Source organism: Burkholderia sp. E168m22, assembly GCF_001319805.1.
Lineage (GTDB): Bacteria > Pseudomonadota > Gammaproteobacteria > Burkholderiales > Burkholderiaceae > Burkholderia > Burkholderia orbicola.
In genome coordinates, this window is record NZ_BBSK01000103.1 from 1 (window position 1) to 21,665 (window position 21,665).

Annotated in this window: 20 protein-coding genes; 8 read left to right on the forward strand and 12 right to left on the reverse strand. The window is 60.2% G+C overall.

All coding sequences use genetic code 11. The features are described from left to right. Positions 1 to 309 precede the first annotated feature (309 nt). From AP428_RS35730 to AP428_RS35740, 3 genes are read left to right on the forward strand one after another with little or no spacing between them, the layout of a single operon-like run. Positions 310 to 3,732: a hypothetical protein gene (locus AP428_RS35730; RefSeq protein WP_011694662.1), complete on the forward strand. Its 3,423-nt coding sequence runs from the start codon at positions 310 to 312 to the stop codon at positions 3,730 to 3,732. Then, on the forward strand, positions 3,729 to 4,181 hold the full coding sequence (locus tag AP428_RS35735; RefSeq protein WP_011548270.1) for a response regulator transcription factor: 453 nt from the start codon (positions 3,729 to 3,731) through the stop codon (positions 4,179 to 4,181). The genes AP428_RS35730 and AP428_RS35735 overlap by 4 nt, the downstream gene beginning before the upstream one ends. Before the next feature lies 1 nt (position 4,182). Then, entirely contained in the window at positions 4,183 to 5,430 is a 1,248-nt protein-coding gene (locus tag AP428_RS35740) for a response regulator (RefSeq protein WP_011548271.1), read from the forward strand. 704 nt (positions 5,431 to 6,134) lie between these two features. On the opposite strand, the gene AP428_RS23455 is transcribed toward AP428_RS35740, so the two are convergent. The 5 genes from AP428_RS23455 to AP428_RS23475 all read right to left on the reverse strand — a co-directional run bounded on the left by AP428_RS23455 (position 6,135) and on the right by AP428_RS23475 (position 11,848). Then, positions 6,135 to 7,997: a methyl-accepting chemotaxis protein gene (locus AP428_RS23455; protein WP_011694661.1), complete on the reverse strand. Its 1,863-nt coding sequence runs from the start codon at positions 7,995 to 7,997 to the stop codon at positions 6,135 to 6,137. Positions 7,998 to 8,169: 172 nt separating this feature from the next. After that, complete coding sequence (locus tag AP428_RS23460) at positions 8,170 to 8,841, reverse strand: OmpA family protein (RefSeq protein WP_011548273.1); 672 nt, start codon at positions 8,839 to 8,841, stop codon at positions 8,170 to 8,172. 73 nt (positions 8,842 to 8,914) lie between these two features. Beyond that, complete coding sequence (locus tag AP428_RS23465; protein ID WP_011548274.1) at positions 8,915 to 9,679, reverse strand: flagellar motor protein; 765 nt, start codon at positions 9,677 to 9,679, stop codon at positions 8,915 to 8,917. Positions 9,680 to 9,693: 14 nt separating this feature from the next. Beyond that, on the reverse strand, positions 9,694 to 10,944 hold the full coding sequence (locus AP428_RS23470) for a Crp/Fnr family transcriptional regulator (protein WP_011548275.1): 1,251 nt from the start codon (positions 10,942 to 10,944) through the stop codon (positions 9,694 to 9,696). Between the two features lie 241 nt (positions 10,945 to 11,185). Next, on the reverse strand, positions 11,186 to 11,848 hold the full coding sequence (locus AP428_RS23475) for a glutathione S-transferase family protein (RefSeq protein ID WP_041489417.1): 663 nt from the start codon (positions 11,846 to 11,848) through the stop codon (positions 11,186 to 11,188). 287 nt (positions 11,849 to 12,135) lie between these two features. Here AP428_RS23475 and AP428_RS23480 point away from each other — a divergent pair, with 287 nt between their 5' ends. After that, the gene (locus tag AP428_RS23480) at positions 12,136 to 13,491 is read left to right on the forward strand and encodes a polyhydroxyalkanoate depolymerase (protein WP_011548277.1); all 1,356 of its coding nucleotides are present in this window, start codon (positions 12,136 to 12,138) and stop codon (positions 13,489 to 13,491) included. Positions 13,492 to 13,598: 107 nt separating this feature from the next. Here the strand turns inward: AP428_RS23480 and AP428_RS23485 are convergent, their stop codons facing one another. From AP428_RS23485 to AP428_RS23505, 6 genes are all read right to left on the reverse strand, one after another. Next, positions 13,599 to 14,063, reverse strand: coding sequence for a DUF3761 domain-containing protein (locus tag AP428_RS23485; protein WP_011548278.1), 465 nt, complete (start codon positions 14,061 to 14,063; stop codon positions 13,599 to 13,601). Between the two features lie 62 nt (positions 14,064 to 14,125). Further along, positions 14,126 to 14,263, reverse strand: a complete 138-nt coding sequence (locus AP428_RS37245; RefSeq protein ID WP_006488624.1) for an HHHH-motif protein — start codon at positions 14,261 to 14,263, stop codon at positions 14,126 to 14,128. 294 nt (positions 14,264 to 14,557) lie between these two features. After that, positions 14,558 to 14,992: a cupin domain-containing protein gene (locus tag AP428_RS23490; RefSeq protein ID WP_006479584.1), complete on the reverse strand. Its 435-nt coding sequence runs from the start codon at positions 14,990 to 14,992 to the stop codon at positions 14,558 to 14,560. Between the two features lie 83 nt (positions 14,993 to 15,075). After that, positions 15,076 to 15,843, reverse strand: a complete 768-nt coding sequence (locus tag AP428_RS23495) for an ABC transporter ATP-binding protein (RefSeq protein ID WP_011548279.1) — start codon at positions 15,841 to 15,843, stop codon at positions 15,076 to 15,078. Between the two features lie 33 nt (positions 15,844 to 15,876). Then, a complete protein-coding gene (locus AP428_RS23500) occupies positions 15,877 to 16,590 on the reverse strand; it encodes an ABC transporter permease (RefSeq protein WP_011548280.1) in 714 nt (237 codons plus the stop codon). Then, complete coding sequence (locus AP428_RS23505; RefSeq protein ID WP_011548281.1) at positions 16,587 to 17,276, reverse strand: ABC transporter permease; 690 nt, start codon at positions 17,274 to 17,276, stop codon at positions 16,587 to 16,589. The genes AP428_RS23500 and AP428_RS23505 overlap by 4 nt, the downstream gene beginning before the upstream one ends. 28 nt (positions 17,277 to 17,304) lie before the next feature. Here AP428_RS23505 and AP428_RS36825 point away from each other — a divergent pair, with 28 nt between their 5' ends. The 4 genes from AP428_RS36825 (at position 17,305) to hutC (ending at position 20,398) form a co-directional block, all read left to right on the forward strand. Then, positions 17,305 to 17,718, forward strand: a complete 414-nt coding sequence (locus AP428_RS36825; RefSeq protein ID WP_125381449.1) for a hypothetical protein — start codon at positions 17,305 to 17,307, stop codon at positions 17,716 to 17,718. Between the two features lie 257 nt (positions 17,719 to 17,975). After that, positions 17,976 to 18,257, forward strand: coding sequence for a hypothetical protein (locus AP428_RS23510; protein ID WP_226292267.1), 282 nt, complete (start codon positions 17,976 to 17,978; stop codon positions 18,255 to 18,257). 136 nt (positions 18,258 to 18,393) lie between these two features. Further along, the gene (locus AP428_RS23515; protein ID WP_011548283.1) at positions 18,394 to 19,521 is read left to right on the forward strand and encodes a porin; all 1,128 of its coding nucleotides are present in this window, start codon (positions 18,394 to 18,396) and stop codon (positions 19,519 to 19,521) included. A gap of 181 nt (positions 19,522 to 19,702) precedes the next feature. Next, the gene (hutC, locus tag AP428_RS23520; RefSeq protein ID WP_011548284.1) at positions 19,703 to 20,398 is read left to right on the forward strand and encodes a histidine utilization repressor; all 696 of its coding nucleotides are present in this window, start codon (positions 19,703 to 19,705) and stop codon (positions 20,396 to 20,398) included. Between the two features lie 20 nt (positions 20,399 to 20,418). Here hutC and AP428_RS23525 read toward each other — a convergent pair whose 3' ends face one another. Continuing rightward, a complete protein-coding gene (locus AP428_RS23525; RefSeq protein WP_011548285.1) occupies positions 20,419 to 21,660 on the reverse strand; it encodes a glycosyltransferase in 1,242 nt (413 codons plus the stop codon). Positions 21,661 to 21,665: the final 5 nt, after the last annotated feature.

A 21,665-nucleotide genomic window follows, 5' to 3' on the forward strand; every position in this document is an offset into this window, starting at 1 on the left:
TATAGGGACTCTTGGCGCGAAACCGAGACTCCACTACGCGAGCACCCTTTTGTGCCTCCCACTGAAAGCAGCTGACAGGAGCGGCTGAAGTTGGCAGGTTCCGATTCGTCAAACGTCTTCCCTCTCTTATGTTGCAAAGGCAATCTCCGGGAGACAACGAGGGCACCCATAGAGATTAGGCTGGCAGCTAGGTAATATCACTAATCTCGGAAAGCACATGCAGCAGCAATCAATGTCAAGAGTACAATCACGTGTACAGCCGGGGGAGCTCGGCGTTTTATAAGACCCGCAGCAAGAACGTTTACTACAATGGCCAAATCAAAAAAGAGAAAAACGATATCCAAAGGGTTTGGGGCAGAAACCCAACTCCGCACTTTTCGTCGCGCAATCCACTCTGTCGCAAATCCGCGCGCCGGGCTTTCAAAAGCCCGCTCGCTGGTGTCAGCTTCACACTTCCCCCGAATTGTGAACGAACTTGGCCGACAGAGCGCATACAAATACATTTTCGCACCAACGACATTTCCCAAGAGTTTAGAAAATTTTCCGATTCGCACTCGGCTTCACGAGTTAGACACCGAAACAGAATTACTGTGGACCGCATCCGTTCTATCCATCTTTAAATCAGATATTTATGAATTTATTATCAAAAAAGAAGAATTTGAGCGAGCTTTCGCAACGGAGCATCCAACTCGAGCTTTAGAAATTTTAGAACAAATTGAGGTTAAATTTGGATTCTCTCTCTGGCTAATAGGATTTAAGCTACAGCTACTCCAACTCGACAAAGGATTACAAGCCCAGAAAGAATACCTCGAATCTATATTTGCCGCAGATGGCATGAGTGCTCAGGCCACATGGATTGCGTACTACTTCAGCATTCGAAGCGAGGAAAACGTTTCCTACTCGAAGATAGAGAGCGACATTTCGCAACTTGGAACCGGAGAACTCGCAGATTATTGCATCCATCACGTACTTGGACATGGATCAAAGCGTATCGAACATCTACGGACACCGATCAATTACGAGGAACCAAATCCAATAATTGACAGATTTGAGACATTTGTCACAATCGCACAACAACATCTCTCTCGAACTCGGGGAGAAATATCCGATTCATTTCGCACGGCTGTTCAACTACTAGGCTCACTTGGTGATCGTCGAATCACAAATATGATGTCGGCGTTAGGGCAAACCATCTTACCCAATTGCGATTCGGCCGAATTACGCGCTGCGGATAACTACACAATCGGACAATATCTAGATGTTGTCTCCAGCGATGCAGAGAGTCTCGAATTGATTGCTAGATCTCGCGCATTGCTAGGCAACCTTCCGAGATCAACGCAATCGTCTCTTCGCGACCGCGTGATTGAATCAATGGAGGAAGCACTCTCAACATCGGCCAATGCAGTTCATGCCCGTCATACCCTTCGAAAACTTGCACTGACTCTCTCGAAACACCCGTACTCAACGCAAATATGGGGGTTCCTTGAGAGGGGGCATGATCATATTTTTCTGCGGGAATACAGCGACCTGGACCGCTATGTCGCCCTGAACGGACACGTTTCGAATCCGTGGAATGCAGCTGTATACGCAGCAATATCAAACGATAAAGAATGGACAAAAACGCTCGCTGCGGCATGCCCCAAATCGCCAGCGATGCTTCTTCGCGTCGCCCTCTCTTCTAGCGCAGAGGGCACCCACACGCTCCCTCCAGCGCTTCCCACATACAGAAAGGATGCTTACGAAGGCCACATAGCCTTTCGTGCATCCGATTTTAAATTTGCGATTGAAAAATACACCCGATGCGCCGCAAGTGAAATATCGTATGTTGCCATGACGGGTAAAACGTATTTATTCAAGGCGCTTTACACAGCCAAGTGTTATGCGCAATGCCTCGCACTAATCGTTGATCAAGCGGTCGCAGGTGAATCTTTGCCGCTACAATTACCGCTCGCGGAATTGGCAAAAAAATGCTTGGACGAGTCCGCTTTACTTTCATCCCTAGATCTCTCCATCTTACTGCAAATATTGTCAAAGCATGTGCATCCTCGATGGGATCGGGAACTATCGGATATCTATGAAAACGTCATCGGCCAGCAAAGAGCAAATCGACCAACCGACTTATTTAACAAACCTGATTTTTGCTCAAAATCACGCTTCATATATTTCCTTCGAAACGTCTGCACTACAAGAATTCTCGATGACTGCACGGCATTTGAGAGCATGGATGACGTAGAGAGCGAGCGCATTGCAATCTGCCAACACCTCCTAAAAATCGACGCACACAACTCCGCCTCGTATCAGGATGAAATTAGAATAATTACCCGAGATTTGAATGTCGCACTATTATTAAAGAAAGTTCAGACGAGCAAGATATTCGTTGACGAAGTCGGAATTCGCAATGCTTTCGAAGCTTCGCTAACGGACAGCCTAGCACGTTATAAGGAACTTCAAAATTCTCCCGCGCTGACCTATCAAGCTCAGAAACTCTCCAAGCGCATTGAAGAGATGATCCATACCCAAGGATTATTAGAGTTTCGTGATTTTAAATTACCAACATCCGAATTGGAAGGACTCTTCCATACGATGTACCTGGAGGTAGCGAGCCAATTTGCCTATAGTCCCGCTTACGGTTTAGATACGCATTTGAGCACGACAATACGGCATGGAGCTTTTGAAGGTCACTTAAGAGGTCCCCTCGCAACGGAAGGTCTGCTTTGCAGGACTCGAAACAAGGCTCACTACATTCCTGAATTGACGATGAGACGACTTAGTCATTTAGTCGAGACGGAGATAGATCACGTAAGGCGATGTTTGGTGAGATTCACTACGCGGGTGGAAGAAATGATCTCGACTTATCTCGAACGTCGACTTCGGATAAAAAGCAGTCCAACACCCGACGGCATGTTCGCATTATTTGTTGAGCCTGATTCACTTGCGGAGATTAGTAATACCATCAATAGCGAAACCACACTCGACGAAGTTGCGGATCGCTTAGTTGCAAAATGCTGGGCACTCGCCGATTCTTCTATGGAAGAAATTAGATTGGAACTAGGCACCTCCGCACGCAGCCATGTCGAATCAGCATTCACCGCACTTATCCAAAATCTCGAAGAAAAGATAAGTCGCGAACGACTCCTCCCCCTCACGGATGCAATCGCGCGCGCGCGCACTCAGTATGACGCTGCCGTGGACGTTGTAAGCGAATGGTTTCGTCGGCCAACTGATTTGATTAGAGAACCGTTTGAATTTGATATCGCCGCCCATGTTGCACTTCGTCAGATTGCAAACTGCTATGTTGGATACGAGATTGTTCCTATATTGAATGTGGATGTCCAAGGTAAACTGCCAGGCTTCATGCTCGATGGCATCTGCGAAATACTTTTCATTCTTCTTCAAAATGTTCTTCTTCATTCAGGTTACGAGGATTTCGTTCCCGAAACGAAAGTATCTGCTCGACGGGAAAACTCGTATGTCGTGATAGAAATTACTAACTCTTTATCAGAGTCGATCGACCTGATCGAAAGAAGAGCTCAGGCTGAAGCGGCAATGGCTCGATATAGCCGCGACTCCGCCCTGCGACTAGCACGAAAGGAGGGTGGCTCAGGATTATCAAAAGTATGGCGGATCGCTGAATTTGATCTACGAAAATCTCATTCATTGAATCTATCCGTTACCGACGACAGACAATTTACGACAACTTTCCGACTGGGTGACGTGGGAGAGACAGCATGAAAATCTATGTCATCGAGGACAATCAACTAAAAGCCGATCTAATATGCGCTTATCTGCAAGAACATTTTACTGATGCCTCGATAAGACTATATGGAAGCTTTCAGACTGGCCTGAAGGCAATTGAGACCACTTGCCCGGATATAGTTCTGCTGGACATGAACCTCCCTACGTTTGATCGAGGACCGAACGTTAGAGAAGGACGAAATCGACCACTGGGGGGTTACGATTTAATGAGAAAATTGCGCCTTCGAGATATTTCCACAAGAGTAGTAGTAATCACACAACTAGAGCATTTTGGTGAGGGCGAAGATGAAATGAGCTTCGCCGAAATGACTACGCTCTGCACCAAAGAATTTCCATCCATGTTTGTCGGAAGCGTATACTTCTCACCGTCCGATAACGAATGGCAAGACGATTTGAACAATCTTATACCGAACAATTATATTTAAAATGATAAAGATTCTTATTGTTGAAGATGAAACAGAAAAACGCCGCCTACTCATCGAAACACTGATAGAAGTAGAGGGCGTGGCCCTGGATCAAATAACCTATGTTGACGATGCGCTATCAGCAAAGAAACAGATTTCGGCGAGAAGATTTGATCTTCTTATTTTAGATATAAATATCCCGCCCCGGGCGGACAAACCGACGGAGACTGGGGCCGGCCTAGAGGTCATGAGTTTCGTGCGGAACAATAACAACGCAATACCGCCGGGATGCATCATAGGAATGACAGCATACGATGACGGAGCCGAGGCCGCTGAAGAAGTTTTTGCGTCTCCGTTATGGAAACTCGTCAGATTTTCCTATTCGGAACTGGGATGGCAAGCTCATCTTAAAGAGGCCGTCCGCTATATGATCAACATGCAGCGGCCACCTTATTCGAACGATGGTCAAACATATCATGTTGACCTTGGTATTGTCGTCGCACTGGAAGATGAAGAGCTTAAGAGTATATTAGCTCTACCAGCAGATTGGAAAGAACTTCCAGTAAACTATGATCATAGTCGATATTTTTCAGGTAATTTTTCAAATGGCAATTGTCAGATAAGCGTTATCGCAGTAGCGGCGCCTAAAATGGGGATGCCGGCGGCCGCAGTTGCAGCCTCAAAACTTATCCAGTCCTTTCGACCACGGCTTTTAGCAATGAGCGGAATCTGTGCAGGAGTGAAAGGAAAGGTGGAGATCGGAGATATTTTGATCGCGGACCCCTGTTTTGACTGGGGCAGTGGCAAGTGGGTTCGTGAAACACCGGAGTCCGAACTCAAATTTCGGCCTGCACCGTATCCGTGGCGCCTTGACGAGGGACTTCGCGGGATTGTTAAACGACTTGACAACGAAGAATGGCTAAAAGCTGTTTATCGAGACTTTGATGGAAAGCAGGTCGTTGATCGAGCACCTAAAGTGCTCGTCGAGGCGATGGCGAGTGGAGCATCAGTGCTACAAGCAGCATCACTTATGGATGACGTCAAAGATCAACACAAGAATTTAGTCGGCGTAGAAATGGAAACTTATGCAGTTTTTACTGCCGCACAATATGCATCAGAACCACGACCAAAATGCATATCAATAAAATCCGTTTGCGATTTCGGAGATGAAGACAAAAAAGATGGAGCTCATTTGTATGCCGCATATACTAGTGCACGGTTCCTGTATCGATTTGCAATTGGAGCCCTGGGCGATCAAAATTTTCAGTGACATAGACAAATCCACATAAAATTCCGATCACGTGCCCGCAATTCAAATCCGCGGGCACCATCAATAGGAGCCGCCACCAAGGATTAAATCCATTATTTTATTGATTTTCCAACGAAAATTAATAATAGCATTTACCGCATCAGTCGAATACATTCTTCACCGGAAAATCGTCAGACCGAAACATCGCTGCGGCCTCAGCGAACACATCCGCATAAAAAGTCTCGCTATCGAAGATATCGGCACGACTTGATCTTCATATCCCTAGTCTTCACCCGCCGCTTCAGAAGCGAAACCGTCGTAACAAACAGAGTCAGTTTCCTGTCATCGACGACAGAGCTTTGCACGTTACTCCCGCCTGTGCAGAAAACCATTTCACCTTGACCTGCCCGCCTTAACCGGCCGTATGTTCATGTCGCCGGTATTATTTTGTGGCATGCCCCCTATCCTCCATCTTCGCCGCACCCACCTCTGCCGCAACCCTCTCCCCGATAAACCAGGTAAGAATCCGTCGGTGACTCAACAACCTTCGCGCCCTCTGTAGCGGTGGTGGCGAGAAGCATCACCGGCCTGCAAAAATCTTCGATCTGAAAATTCGTTTCATTTCTATAAATGCCGCCAAACCCTGTGCCAACAAAAAACGGCCGCCGTGACCCCACGGCAGCCGTCCCTCAGAAACGCCCCAAACTCAAACCATCAACCAGCCCTTACTCATCCACCTTAAAAGCCGAAACCAGCTTGGTCAATTCCGCCGCCTGCTGCTTCAAACTCTCCGCGGCCGCCGCACTTTCCTCGACCAAAGCCGCATTCTGCTGCGTCATCTGATCGAGCGACTGCACCGCATCCCCAATCTGATCGATCCCGGCACTCTGCTCCAGGCTAGCCTCCGCAATTTCACTCATCATCGCGCTAACGCCCTGAACCTGCGCAACAACATCGCTCATCACCTTCCCCGCCTCACTAACGAGCCGCGACCCGGCACCCACCGTCCCCGCGCTATGCTCGATCAGCGATTTAATCTCCTTCGCCGCCTGCGCACTGCGCTGCGCCAGATTCCGCACTTCCGAAGCGACAACAGCAAACCCGCGCCCCTGCTCCCCCGCCCGCGCCGCCTCCACCGCAGCATTCAGCGCCAGAATATTCGTCTGAAACGAGATACTGTCGATCATCACGATGATCTCGGAAATCCGTTGCGAAGCGTCACTGATCTGCTCCATCGTCGTCACGACCTCGCCCACCACCTGCCCACCCCGCGCCGCCGTATCCGCCGCACCGTTGATCATCTTCGCCGCGGTAGTCGCCGTCTCGGTGTTGTTGCGCACCACGGCCGTGATCTCTTCCATTGACGAAGCCGTCCGCTCCAGGTTGCTCGACTGCCCTTCGGTGCGCTCGCTCAGATCCGCATTCCCCGAAGCAATCTGCGCCGACCCAGTCGCAATCGAAGCCGAAGCCGCCCGAATCCGATGAACGAGCGTCGACAGGGACGACACGAACCGATTGAACGCATCCGACAACTGCCCGATCTCGTCCTCGCTCTCCACCGTCATCCGGCGCGTCAAATCGCCCTGACCGCTGGCGATCTCCGACAGCAGCGTCGCCGCCCGCCGAATCGGCGCGGCAATCGCGCGCCCCACCAGCCAGATCACGAGCAACGCAACCCCAAGCCCCACCACCGCCGCCACCAGCGCCGCGCTGCGAATCGCACGCGTCACCGGCCCGAGCAGTTCGGCCTGCGGCACCTGAACGACCACATACGCATTCAGTTCCGGAATGAACGACGTCGCGATGAAGCGCGCGCCGCCATCACCCTCATAGCTCAGGTACGCATACGGCTTGCCCGCAAGCAGCGTCGACGACGCATCCCCCGGCAGTCCCCGCTCATCCTTCAGAAAATGCTTGCCGTCGATCAGCGACGTATCGCGATGCATCATGATCGCGCCGTCGGGGCGCACGAGGTACGCAAACCCGGTCTCACCGATCCGGTAAGCCGAGATGCCCTTCGCGAGCGCATCGACGGACAGGCTCATGCTCGCCGCGCCGATCGGCACGCCGTCGAGTTCCACGCGGCTGTTGATGAACATCATGTAGCCGCCGACGGTCACCTCGCGATCCATGTTCACGTCGTACGCCTTGCCGGACGACAGGAAGTTGGTCAGCCACTGATCCTTGTCGGTCACCTTCCGCTGCAGGCCGGCTTCGTTGTAGTAGTTGCCGCTCTTCACCGACACCCACTGCACGGACGCGGCCTTCTGCTCGTCCTTCACGTTCTTCGCGAGCTGAATCCAGTTGCGCGTGCCGGCATCGGGTTCGCCGTCGGCTTCCCATTGCAGCAGGAACGCATCGCGCGCCAGAATGCGCGACGCGGCGATCGGGCCGGCCATCTGGCGCTGCACGTCGGCGCGGATGCCATTGACGGCGGTCGGCAGCTCTTCGCGGACGACGCGATCGCGCACCGCGTTGCCGATCAGACGGACGCTGAGCCCGCTCGAAATCGCGACGAACACGAGCAGGCAACTCGTCATGCTGAGAATCAGCTTGTTCTGAATGGAAAGCTTGCGCCAGAAATGCATGGGGAACCCTCGATAACCGCTCGGTCTGAGCCAGATTGGGTTATCGGCATGCACGCGCAGAACCGCATCGCTGATTTCAGATAGCGATCATTCGAGATTCGTTATGTTGTGGATGGGTGGGCATATGCGGTCGCCTATATGCACGGCGAACAACGCAAATACAAAGCGCTGATCAGTAAGCAACGAAGATCGTGACACGCCGGTTGCGCGCTCTCGAACCAGCATCGTCCCCCGCGACAAGCGGCTGCGTATCCGCCCGCCCGATCGCCGCCAGCCGATGCGGCGCGACACCGCGCTCGGTCAAGTAGCGCACCACACTCCCCGCCCGCGCCGACGAAAGCTCCCAGTTCGATTCGTATTTCGCGTTCGCGATCGGCACGCTGTCCGTGTGGCCTTCGACGAGGATGTCGCCGGTTGCATGCTCGCTCAATGCTTGCGCAATCTGGTTCAGCACCGGCGACGAATGGGGCAGCAAGCGAGCATCGCCGACATTGAACAGAATCTTCGCGTCGATACCGATCTCGATGCCATGCGGCGCCTTCACCAGCGCAATGCGTCCATTCGATTTCAACGAATCGAGCAGCGCGAGCCACGGCGGCGCAGGGTCGGACTTGGCAGCATCGACGGAAGCAGTCGCAGCACCCCCAGCCTGCCGCGCAAGCGTCTGATACCGCGCATCGAGCGCGTTGTATTTCGCGAGCTGAAGCACATACAGCGCGAGAAACAGCACCATCAGCGTCGTGATGAGATCCGCGTACGAAATCAGCCAGCGTCCGGACTGCGCGCCTTCGAGTTCGTCATCGTCGCGATCGGCAGCGGATGCGCCGTCAGTTCGAGCCGTCATGCTGTCAGGAATCCGGGTTCGCCAAACGGTAAGGAACAGGTGCAGATACGCGCAGGCACGAAGCGCACGAACATCACGCCAGCGATTCCGCCGCACGCCCGCGCACATCGCCGGTCAACCGCGTCTCGATCGTATGCGGCGACTCCTTGCGCGAGATCGCGAGCAAGCCATCGAGATACAGCTTGCGGAACCGCATCTCGCTGTCGATCTGCGCGCGCAGCTTGCCGTACAGCGGCAGGAACACGAGGTTCGCGAACGCGAGCCCGTACAGCGTCGCGATGAACGCCACCGCGATGCCCGGCCCAAGTTGCGCCGGCTCCAGAATATGGCTCGTCACCTGCACGAGCCCGAGCACCGAGCCGAGAATGCCGAAGGTCGGCGCATAGCCGCCCGCCTGCTGCCACACGCGCACGGCCGCGAGGCGGCTGCGTTCGTACGCATCGAGTTCGCGTTGCAACGCATCTTCGAGCACAGCGGTCGACACGCCGTTCGCCAGCAGTTCGAGCCCGCGCCGCGCGAACGGATGAATCCCGCTCACGTCCATCGATTCGAACGCGAGCAGCCCGTCGAGCTTCGCGCGGTCGCCCCATTCGAGCAGGTCGGACAGGTTCTTGCGATCGACTTCGCGGGCCCGCACGAACGCGAGCCGCAACTGCTTCACCGCATCGAAGAAGCGCGCCCACGTGTTCTGGATCATCACCGCGCCGAGCGTGCCGCCGAGCACGATCACGAGCGCCTCGAACTGGAACAGCATCGAGAAGTGCCCGCCTTCCAGCGCGAACCCGAACACGATCGCCGCGCCGCCCAGCACCACACCGACCAGGGTCAACAGATCCATATGCGTTCTCCGTATCACGCATCCGACGCTGAAGCCGACGCGACGGCCGTCGCACCCGCGGCAGGCGCCTTCGCCGCACGTACGGCCTCCAGCACGCGCTGCTCGATGTCCTCGATCTCGACCGGATCGAGCTTGAGTTCGCGGCGCATCACCCACGACACCTCGTTGCGCCGCGCCTCGGTCATCACGGAAAACAGCTTGTCGGCCACCGCGCGATCGTCGAGGTTCGCGATCAGCTTCGCGAGGTCGTAGGTATCGAACGCGCTGATCACGTCGAACAGCGTGCGCTGGTCGATCCACACGAGATCCTCGAGCGCGCGCACGTCGCCGCCGCGGCGCCCGTTGCGACGCGAGAAGTACGCCACGCCCTTCTGTTCGACGTAGTTGAGCACCTTCGATTTGCGGAACGCGAACACTTCTTCCGCGATCTCGCCGTTCGACAACTTGTTGAGCAGCAGCGTCTTGTCGACGCCGATCAGCGATTCGAGATCGGCCAGTTCGATGAGTTCGAGTTCGCTGTTGATCGACAGGTCGAGATCGTGATCGGCCACCTGTTGCGCGCGGTCGATCACGCGTGCGGCGTCGAACGTGACGACCTGGCGCGCATCCGACGAAGCCGCGTAGTCGCTTGCGCTGCCGGCGCCATCAGCCTGCGCGGCTTCGATCGTGACGAGGTTGAGCTTCTCCATGCGTCGCAGCATCGCGAGCACGTGCGGCCGGGAATGGCCGGCAATCGCGCGGCATTTGCGGATCACTTCGGCAAGCGGCACCGAGGTTTCGGCCGCATGCGCCTGCATCGGCCGGCGCGCCCACGTGTCGCCCGCTTCGCGCGCATCGGCGCCGGCCATCAGCGACAGCACGTGCGCATACGACAGCACGCCCGGCATGAAGTCGGCATGCGTATAGGTCGCCAGTTGGTCGTCCTTGCGCTTCACGCGGCGGATCATCGTTCGCACGATATGGCGCAGCAGCGCGGACACGCGCTCGATTTCTTCATCGAGGACGCCGGCCGGTACGACCGTGAGCTGGCAGAACGACAGCGCCTTCGCGGTATGCGCGCGCGGTTCGGCGGCGAGCAGCGCCGATTCGCCGAAGAACTCGCCGCGGCCGAGCGTCGCGACGATCACGCGCTTGTCGTCGCAGCGCGTGGACAGCTCGACCTTGCCGTCGGTAATGAGGAAGAGGACGGGCTCGCCCGCGAAGCCCTCCGAATAGATGATTTCTCCGGGCGCCGCGGTACGCGTCCACGATTGCTGACGATTCAAGTCGATTCCCCTGCTGCGCTGGTTATTGCGGACCGCGCGTCGCACGTCTGAAGCATGCGATCACGAGTCGTCCCCGTGACTCGTTTACGTCATCGTGCGCAACATCCTTTAGGGCATTCGTACTCGTTTCGAACCGAAATCAAGGTAAAACGTTTGCGGATTGCGCGGGCGCATCGATCGTTCGTTTCGCCGCTTGCGCCAGTAGTGAAATTGAAAGCCTGCCGCGACCGCCCGCGTCGGGTCAGAACTCCATGTCGAGCTCGTCGATGTCTTCGTGCTCGGCCTTCGCCTCCTCGATCCACTCGGCGACGAACGGATGCGCGAGAACGCGCATGCAGTACTCGGCAACGTCCGGTTCGAGCTTCACGTCGTAGGTGAGAAAGCGCGTGACGACCGGCGCATACATCGCGTCGGCGATGCCGATCTCCGCACCGAACAGCCAGGGGCCGCCGTACTCGGCCAGGCACTCGCGCCAGATCGTCACGATCCGCTCGATGTCGTGCTGCGCGCGCGACCAGATCCGGAAGCCGGGGAAATGCCCGCGCAGGTTCATCGGCAGCGCGGATCGCAACGCGCTGAAGCCGGAATGCATCTCGCCGCAGATCGACCGGCAATGCGCGCGTGCATGCCGGTCTTCGGGCAGCAGCCGCGCCTGCGGGCGGATCTCGTTCAGGTATTCGGCGATCGCGAGCGTGTCCCACACCGCGTTGCCGTCGTGCGTCAGGCACGGCACGAGAATCGACGGCGACAGCAGCAGCAGCTCCGCGCGCGACGTCGCATCGATCGGCACGCTGATCGTCTCGAACGTGAGCCCGCTCAGCTTCGCGAGCAACCAGCCGCGCATCGACCACGACGAATAATTGCGGCTGCTGATGGTCAGCGTCGTCCGTGCGTTGGATTCCATGTTGCTCCCCTGCTGAATGTCGTTCGTGCCCCTGCACCGTAAACGGACGCGCCGCATGAACGGCCGCACCACGCCTGTGCGGCGCGTTCGCCGAACTGGCGCAACGCGGCACGGCATCGCGGCACGTGTCGCACGCCGACCAGCGCGGCTATGCACGGCCTTTGCCCTGCCGCCATCACGTACCGCGCGCCGCCGCGTTCCGGAACCACGTGCAACGCGCGTGCCAGCGAGCATGCTGGCATACGGCTTGCCTCGTTCCCTTCACTGCGGCGTCACGAGCGACGGTCATGAACCTGCTTGCCTATCCGTTTTATCAATGGTCTGCGGAATGCCTGCGCCCGGCGCGTGCGTGGGCGGCCGCGACGCGCGCGACGATGTCGCTGTGGCCGCCGGCGACTTCGACGCCGACGGGCCGCATGGTCGACGCGCTGTGCGAACTGCTCGAATGCTGCGCGTTCTCGCATCGGCGGCCGCCGTTCGGCATCGCGTCGGTCGTCGTCGACGGCGAAACGGTGCCGATCGTCGAGGAAGCCGCGACGACCACGCCGTTCGGGACGCTGCTGCATTTCCGCAAGGCCCGGCCGGTCGCGCGCCAGCCGCGCGTGCTGATCGTCGCGCCGATGTCCGGGCACTTCGCGACGCTGCTGCGCGGCACGGTACGCACGATGCTGGCCGACCACGACGTGTACATCACCGACTGGCACAACCCGCGCGACATCCCGCTGGCGGCCGGGCGTTTCGGTTTCGACGAGTACGTCACGCATGTGATCGACTTCATCCGCCACATCGGCCCGGACGCGCACGTGCTGGCGATCTGCCAGCCGACCGTCGCGTCGCTCGCGGCAGTGTCGCTGATGGCGGCCGGCGGCGATCCGGCGCAGCCCGCGAGCCTCACGCTGATGGCCGGCCCGATCGACTGCCGCGTGAATCCGACGAAGGTCAACGAACTCGCGACGAGCCAGCCGATCGAATGGTTCGCGCGCAACCTGATCAGCGTGGTGCCGACGGGTTTCGTCGGCGCGCAGCGGTGCGTGTATCCGGGTTTCGTGCAGGTCGGCGCGTTCATGTCGATGAACCCGGACCGGCATGCGGCGTCGTTCGCGGATCTGTACTACGAACGCGCGAAAGGCGACCCCGCGAAAGCCGATACGTTGCGGCACTTCTACGACGAATATTTCGCGACGGCCGACCTCACCGCGGAGTTCTATCTGGAAACGGTCGAGAAGGTGTTCCAGCAGTACGCGCTCGCGCGCGGCGAGCTGGCGGTGAGCGACACGCTCGTCGAACCGGCGGCGATTCATCGCACCGCACTGTTGACGATCGAAGGCGAGAAGGACGACATCTGCGCGGTGGGCCAGACGGTGGCCGCGCAGGAACTGTGTTCGGGGTTGCCGTCGTACCTGAAGACGCACCATGTACAGACGGGCGTGGGGCACTACGGCGTGTTCAACGGCAGCCGATGGGAATCACAGATCTATCCGATCGTGCGCGCGACGATCCACGACAACGAGCCGTACGATCGCACCGCGGACGCGCAAGGCGACACCAGCGGCACTCACTACGTCACGCTGCGTGCGCTGCTCGATGCGCGCGCAGCCGCGATCGATACGGCGACCGAAGCGCAATCGGATCACGCGCACTGAACGCGGTTAGCGACACAGTGAATCGCCCCGCCGGAGAGGCGGGGCGATGTTTGCTGCGGCATCAGGACGGCGCGCGAGCGAAACGACTCGCGCGCCGGGCCGGCTCGTTACGAGCAGGCCTTGCCGTGCGACGCGTGGTAGCCCTTCGCCTTCGCGTCGGCTTCCGACATGTAGCTGCCGTGCTTCGTCTTGCCGTAGTACTTGTCGGTCGAGCAGTGGTAGACCTTCGAGGCGTCGTTCGCCCACACCTTGCCCGCGCCGCCGCCCGGCGCTGCGGCGGTCGTCGCGGCCGCACTCTTCGCGGGTGCGGTGCCCGATGCCGGCGCAGCCGAAGCCGCCGTTGCGGGCGCCGCGGCCGGTGCGCTCGCCGCGGCGGCGGCCGATGCGCCGTACCACGTCTTCACGCCCTTGTGGCCCGCACACGCGCCCTTCTTCGATGCGCCCGAGTAGAACGAACCGTCCTTGCACAGCCCGGTCGTGCCGGCCGGCGCGCTGGCCGGAACCTGCGCGAACGCACCGATCGACACACCCATGCCGGCGACCAGCGCGGCGATCAACATCGTTTTTTTCATGGTCCTCTCCTGATTTGCCTGAATGATGAAAACTTCCGGGGCCTTCCCGGCAACAGCGACGGTTACCGCACCCAGCGGCACACGCGGTGATGGTGATGATCGAAGTGGCACACGCGGTGCGAATGCGCTTCGGCCAGTGCCGGCACGAGCACGGCGCAAGCCAGTGCGGTGGCCGTCAGGATCTTCGCGATGCGGTTCATGGTGAAACTCTCCCGGACAGGTCAGCCGGCGATCCGGCTGGTACCTCCTTAACGCCGGTCGTCGACGGGCCGTGCACCGCACCCGTGTGCAATTGACGATCTTTGACATCGCCTCGCCAATCGATGCTCGCAGCTGACGAATGTCTTTCTTTTCTTTCTGGTTCTTCAGCTTCGCGATCGTTTGGAATTCGAAGGAATGTGTCTAAGCGAAAATCCGTTCGCGAAAGTCAGCGGAGCAAGAAAAAACCGCCTGAGTGCAGGCGGTTCGTCGAAAACGCACACCCAACCGGCACGCTACGCACCGGCCTCGCCCCACGGCGTCGGCTCCGGCACCGCGCACGGGCCGTCGACGTCGATCGATTTGAAGTCGGCAGGCCCGACGATCTCCAGGTACTCCATGTCCGGCGAGTAGTCGAACAGGTAGTGGACGATCCCCGGCGCCTGATGCACGCAGTCGCCGGCCGCCACCAGCGTTTCCTGTTCGCCGTACATGAAGCGCGCCCAGCCTTTCAGCATGATCACGATATGGAACTCGGCCTCGTGACGGTGCCAGCCGGTGCCCGCCTCCGGTGCATGATTGGCCCTGACGAGTTGCGCGACGACCTTGCCGTTCGTCGCGGCGGCGATGCCGAGATCTCGGTACAGGAAGAAGTCGCGCAGGCCCTCGCCTTGAAAGACGGTGTCCTGTGGCTTCACATGGGAAAAAGCGGTGGTGGTCGGCGTGCTCATCGCGTTGCTCCTTCATCGAAAGGATCACGCGAGACAAGCATTAAGCGTTCCAGTTTTGCGGCGGGTCGAATCCGTGCGCGTACTTACTTCAACCGCCCCGACAGAAACTGCCCGAGCCGCTCGCTCTTCGGATTCACGAGAATCTGCTGCGGATCGCCCTCTTCCTCGATCTTCCCCTGATGCAGGAAGATCACGTGGTTCGACACGTTGCGCGCGAAGCCCATCTCGTGCGTGACGACGACCATCGTGCGGCCTTCCTCGGCGAGCTTCTGCATCACCTTCAGCACTTCGCCCACCAGTTCCGGGTCGAGCGCCGACGTCGGTTCGTCGAACAGCATCACTTCCGGCTCCATCGCGAGCGCACGCGCGATCGCCACGCGCTGCTGCTGGCCGCCCGACAGGTGCGACGGATACATGCCCTCGACGCGCGGCGCGAGGCCGACCTTCTCCAGATACTTGCGCGCCCGGTCGATCGCCTCGTCCTTGCCGACGCCGAGCACGGCCATCGGCGCCTCGATCACGTTCTCCAGCACCGTCATGTGCGCCCACAAGTTGAAGTGCTGGAACACCATCGACAGCTTCGTGCGCATCCGCTGCAGCTGCTTCTGGTCGGCCACGCGCAGCGAGCCGTTGCGGTCGCGCGTGGTCTGGATCGGCTCGCTGCCGATCGTGATCTGCCCCGAACACGGCTGCTCGAGGAAGTTGATACAGCGCAGGAACGTGCTCTTGCCTGAGCCGCTCGAGCCGATGATGCTGATCACGTCGCCGGCCTTCGCCCTCATCGACACGCCCTTCAACACCTCGTTGTCGCCGAATTTCTTGTGCAGGTTGTCAACGGTAAGCTTGTACATGCGGGGTCCTTCGTTGCGGATCGTGCGAATGCGTTAGTGGCCGCGCGGCGAGAGATACGCGAGCCAGCGCGTCTCCAGCTTGCGGAACGCCCAGATGAGCGCGAACACGACGACGGCGTACAGCACGGCCGCGATGCCGTAGGCCTGGAACGACATGTACGTCGCCGAATTGACGTCGCGCGTGACCTTCAGGATGTCTGGCACCGTCGCGGTGAACGCGAGCGTCGTCGCGTGCAGCATCAGGATCACTTCGTTGCTGTAGCTCGGCAGCGAGCGACGCAGCGCGGACGGCAGGACGATGCGCGTATAGAGCTTGAAGCGCGACATCCCGTAGGCCATCCCGGCCTCGATCTCGCCGGCCGACGTCGCCTTGATCGCGCCTGCGAAGATCTCCGTCGCATACGCGCATTCGTTCAGCACGAACGCGAGCAGCGTGCAGTTCATCGCATTGCGGAAGAACGTGTCGAGCAGCACGTGGTCGTGCACGACCTGCAGGCTGTAGATACCCGTGTAGCACATCAGCAGTTGCACATAGAGCGGCGTGCCGCGGAACACGTACGTATAGAGCCACACGGGGCCGGAGATCCAGCGGTTCGACGATGCCCGCGCGATCGCGAGCGGCACCGCAAGCGCGAAACCGAGCGCGATCGACACGACCAGCAGCCACAGCGTGATCGCGAGGCCGCTGAAGCGGTAGCCGTCGGAATAGAGATAGCTTTGCCAGTACTGGCCGACGAGTTCGATCACAGTGCGAGCCTCCGGACGCCGACGGAATAACGCTTCTCGAGGTGATGCAGCACGACGTTGGACACCGTCGTGATCGCGAGGTAGATCGCGCCTGCCGCCAGCGTGAAGAAGAAGAAATCGAGCGTGCTCTTGCCCGCGTCCTGCGACGCCTTCACGACGTCGGCGAGGCCGATGATCGACACGAGCGCGGTGGCTTTCACGAGCACCTGCCAGTTGTTGCCGATGCCTGGCAGCGCGAAGCGCATCATCTGCGGGAACAGGATGCGGTGAAATACGCGCCAGCCGCTCATCCCGTACGCGAAGCCGGCTTCGAGCTGGCCGCGCGGCACCGCGAGGAACGCGCCGCGGAACGTCTCGGTGAAGTACGCGCCGTAGATGAAGCCCAGTGTGACGACGCCGGCCGCGAAGGGGTCGATGTCGATCTGGTCCCAGCCGAGCAGGTCCGTCACGTTATTCAGCAGGATCTGGATCCCGTAGAACAGCAGCAGCATCAGCACGAGGTCTGGCACCGCGCGGATCAGCGTCGTGTAGAACGTGCCGACCGACTTGAGCACGCGGTTGGCCGACAGTTTCGCGGCCGCGCCTGCAAGGCCCAGTATCAGCGACGCGGCGAGCGACAGCACCGCGAGCTTCACGGTCTCGACCGTGCCGGCCCACAGCAGCGGGCCAAATCCTTGGAAGATCATATGAGGGACCCAGAACGAGGTGGCGGGATTGTCGATAGCCATTAACGGCACATCAAACGAGTTCTACGCACGACGTGATGCTGCCGGCTCATCAAGCCGGACGTATCACGCGAACGGCGCGGCGAGGGCAATACTGAGCGCGAGTTTCTTCATGGCGTTCCTGTCGGAGGCAAACCGGGCGGGTTCCGGGCGTGCTGCCCGCCCTTCCAACCAGGGAATCGCCTCCTTCGGCGACGCCCAAGTTGTACATACAACTTTGCCTTTTCCGGGATGGGGTCAGCAATCCGTGTTTATCTCTAATTGTCGGCAGATTAGGGCCGCGCGCAGGATTTTCCTTAATTTTCAATTAATTATTGGTTACGCGAAGCTGAATGACAGCTTTCTTGCGGTGTACGGAAGCCGCCGAACGGCGCGCGGCGGCTGTCTAGACTTCCCCGGCTGAGACGGTTTTCCACGCGGGCCAGCCCGTCATCCCACGACAGCGTGGCCGTCGCGTGCTCGTCATGCCCTTCGCCCTCGAGCGCCAGCACCGCACGGCACGTTTACGCCCCCTTTGCAGACGCGCGGCGAGTCTATACACCGTTTCGCCGCGGCGATTCCTAGAATGGGCTTCATGTCCAAGACGAGGCCTCCGCAGTGCGGAGCACGACGTGACGGGGATGAGCACATGACACCGACCAGAACGGAACTTGCCGCTTCATGCGATCTGCTGCCCATCGCTCGCGGCGCCGTTCCTTCGCGGACGCACGCGTGCTGCTGTCGATCCGCATCGAAGCGGACGACCTCGCGCTCGTGCGACGCCGGTTGCATCAGGCGGTCGGCGCGGCGCTCAACTTCTATACGGCCGCGCTCGACCACCGCACCGGGTGCGCGTGCATCGAGCTCGAAGTCCCGCGTTCGCAGGCATCGCCCGCGATCCTGTCGATCCTGCGCGTGCTGCCGGCCGCCGAGTTCGGCACGATCCGCCTGTTGCAGCACTAGCCGGCGTTCGCCGCCGCCGCGCGTGACACACATCACGCGCTTCCCCTTTTCATCGATTCGAACGCGCATGTCCGCACGGCCACGCGCGGCGAATCGCCGTTCCCGTCGCAACGGGCCTTTCCAGGAAACACACGTAATGAAAAAAGCAGTCGTCGGTACCCTCTCGCTCGCCTTCGTCAGCGCCGTCGCGCATGCGCAAAGCAGCGTCACGCTCTACGGGATGCTGGATGCCGGTATCGCCTATACGAACAACCAGTCGGGCAAGCACGCGTGGCAGCAAGGCAGCGGCCTGCTGTCGAATACGGTCTTCGGGCTGAGCGGCAACGAGGATCTCGGCGGCGGCCTGCATGCGCTGTTCCGCCTCGAAAGCGGTTTCAACCTGAACAACGGCATGCAGTCCTATCGAAACACGCTGTTCGGCCGCCGTGCGTACGTCGGCCTGCAGAGCGACCAATACGGCACGCTGACGCTCGGCCGCCAGTACGACGCCGTGGTCGACTATCTCGGCCCGCTCGCGATGGCGAACAACGGCGACGGCAACAACCTCGCGTCGCATCCGTTCGACAACGACAACCTCGACGATTCGTTCTACATCGACAACGCGGTGAAATACGCGAGCCCGACGCTCGCCGGCTGGCAGTTCGGCGGCCTGTACGGGTTCGGCAACGCGGCCGGTGGCTTCGCGAACAACCGCGCATACAGTGCGGGCGTGTCGTATGCGAACGGGCCGGTCAGCCTCGGCGCCGCGTACCTGCAACTCAATCGCGGCGGCTTGACGACGGGCGGCGCACTGTCGGCGAACGACGCGCCGAACTTCCCGGCCGTGAGGCAGCGCGTGATGGGCGCCGGCGGCAGCTATGCGTTCGACCGGCTGACGATCGGCGCGTTGTGGACGCACACGATGTTCGACGAGACGGCCGCGTCGTCGCTGCCCGGCGCGCTGAATGCGCTGCGCTTCGACAACTACGAAGTCAACGCGCGCTATGCGCTGACGCCGGCGGTTTCGTTCACGGGCGCCTATACGTTCACCGACGGCCGCTACGACGACGCAACCGACAGCCACCGGCCGAAGTGGCACCAGGCGACGCTGATGGCCGACTACGCGCTGAGCAAGCGCACCGACGCGTATGCGGAAACCGTGTACCAGCACGCGTTCGGCGTGCCGTCGGGCGCGACGCTCGGGTTCGCGAACGTCACGGGGCTCGCGGCTTCGTCGACGCGTACGCAGGTGGTCGCAACGGTCGGCATCCGGCATCGGTTCTGAGCGCAAGCGGGCCGCGGAAGGCCGGCCGCTCTGTGCAATCCCGCATGGACGCGCACCGGCCGAACGGGGATCATTCAGGGAATCCGGGCCGGCGCGCCCGCGAAACCGGTACACTCGGCGCCGGGCGCGCGCCGGATCGGCATTCGGCGGCGGCCCGCTGCCGACTCTGAATCGTGATCCCATGACCACACCGATCTATCAGGAAATCAAGGACTTCATCCTCGCGCGCATTCATGCCGGCGAGTGGGCGGAAGGCGACCAGGTGCCGTCGGAGAACGAGCTCGCGCGCGAATTCAACGTCGCGCGGATGACCGTCAACCGCGCGCTGCGCGAACTGACGGCCGAACAGGTGCTCACGCGCACGCGCGGCTCCGGCACGTATGTCGCGTCGCCGAAATACGAATCGACGCTCGTCGCGATCCGCAGCATCTCCGACGAAGTCGCCGCGCGCGGCCACGGCTATCGCGCGCAGGTGCTGCAGGTCGGCGCGGCCGTCGCCGATGCGAAGCTCGCCGACGAACTGCAGCTCGACACCGGCAGCCCGATCTTCCATTCGCGCGTGCTGCATTTCGAGAACGACACGCCGGTGCAACTGGAAGAACGCTGGGTCAACCCGGCCTGCGCGCCCGAATATGCATTGCAGGACTTCACGACGACGACGCCGAACCAGTATCTGACGCGCGTCGCGCCGCTGCAGCGCGTCGAATACCGGATCGAAGCCGCGATGCCCGACGCCGAAACGCGCCGTCACCTGACGATGGACGATCGCGAACCGTGCCTGCTGCTGCATCGGCGCACGTGGTCGCAGGGGCTGGTCGCATCGGTCGCCAATCTGTGGCACCCGGGCAGCCGCTACCGGTTCACCGGGCACTTCTGATCCGATGACGATGCGCGGGCTCACCTCGCGCGCGGTCGTACCCATCGTTCGATCGCACTGACGGCCCGCTTCAAGCCATCCTCCTGCGCGACGCGCGCACCGAGTTCTGTCGCACGCGCCTTCGTCTCGCCCTGTTCGGCAAACGCGATGGCCCGCGCCAGCGCGACGGCGTCCATACGCCGCCCCGCGACCGGCGCAGCCGCGACACCGAGCCGTTGCAGCCGGTTCCCCCAGAAGAACTGATCGCCCGCGAACGGCACGACCACCGACGCAATACCGGCCCGCGCGGCCGAATGCGTGGTGCCCGAGCCGCCGTGATGCACCGCCATCGCGACGCGCGGGAACAGCCAGTCGTGCGGCGTGTCGCCGATCACGCGAACGTGCGCGGGCAGCAGCGACGCATCGATGCCGCTCCAGCCCGGATAGAATAGCGCGCGCCGGCCGGCCAGCGCCTGCGTCAACGCCGCGGCCATCGCCGCGCGATCGAAGCCGGCCATGCTGCCGAAACCGATGTACACGGGCGGCTCGCCCGCGTCGAGAAACGCCGCGAGTTCGGGCGACGGCGCCCACGCACGCGCATCGATCCGCCACTGGCCGCAGGCCTGCACGTTCGACGGCCAGTCGGCCGGGCCGGACAGCAGCGCCGGCGACACGCCATACAGCATCGGATGATCGGTCCACACGTGCTGGCGCGGCGGCAATCCGCATACGCCGGCGCGCGCGGCATTCGTCGACTTCCTGAACGCCTGCCACAGCAGCGCATTCACTAGCCGGTGGCTCGCGCGATTCAGCCAGCGCGGCACCTTCCCCGGCGGCAGGAACGGCGACGCGAATTCGGCGGTCGGCGTGATCGGGATCATGCCCGTGCCGATTGCCGGGATGCTGCGATATTCTGCGACCGACAAGCCGACGAACGACACGAGCCCCGACACGAGCAGCGCGTCACAGCCGGCCGAAGCGTCCACCACTTCGCGCATCCATGCGGCCGTGTTCGCATTCGCGATCGCCGCGAGCGCCTTGGAGGTGTCGTTGAAACCGCCGCGCCCGCGCACCGCATCGGCCAACGCGCCCTCCGGCGCAATCGCGTGACGGATATCGCCGGACAGCGGCGCCGACGGCACGCCAAGTGCGGCGGCCGACCCGAGCGTCGCCGCATCGGCCAGCAGCCGGACCTCGTGCCCGGCATCCATCAGCGCGCGGCCGAGCGCCGCGAGCGGACGCGTGTCGCCTTCGGTGCCGTAGGTGGCGATGACGAGTTTCATGCGGA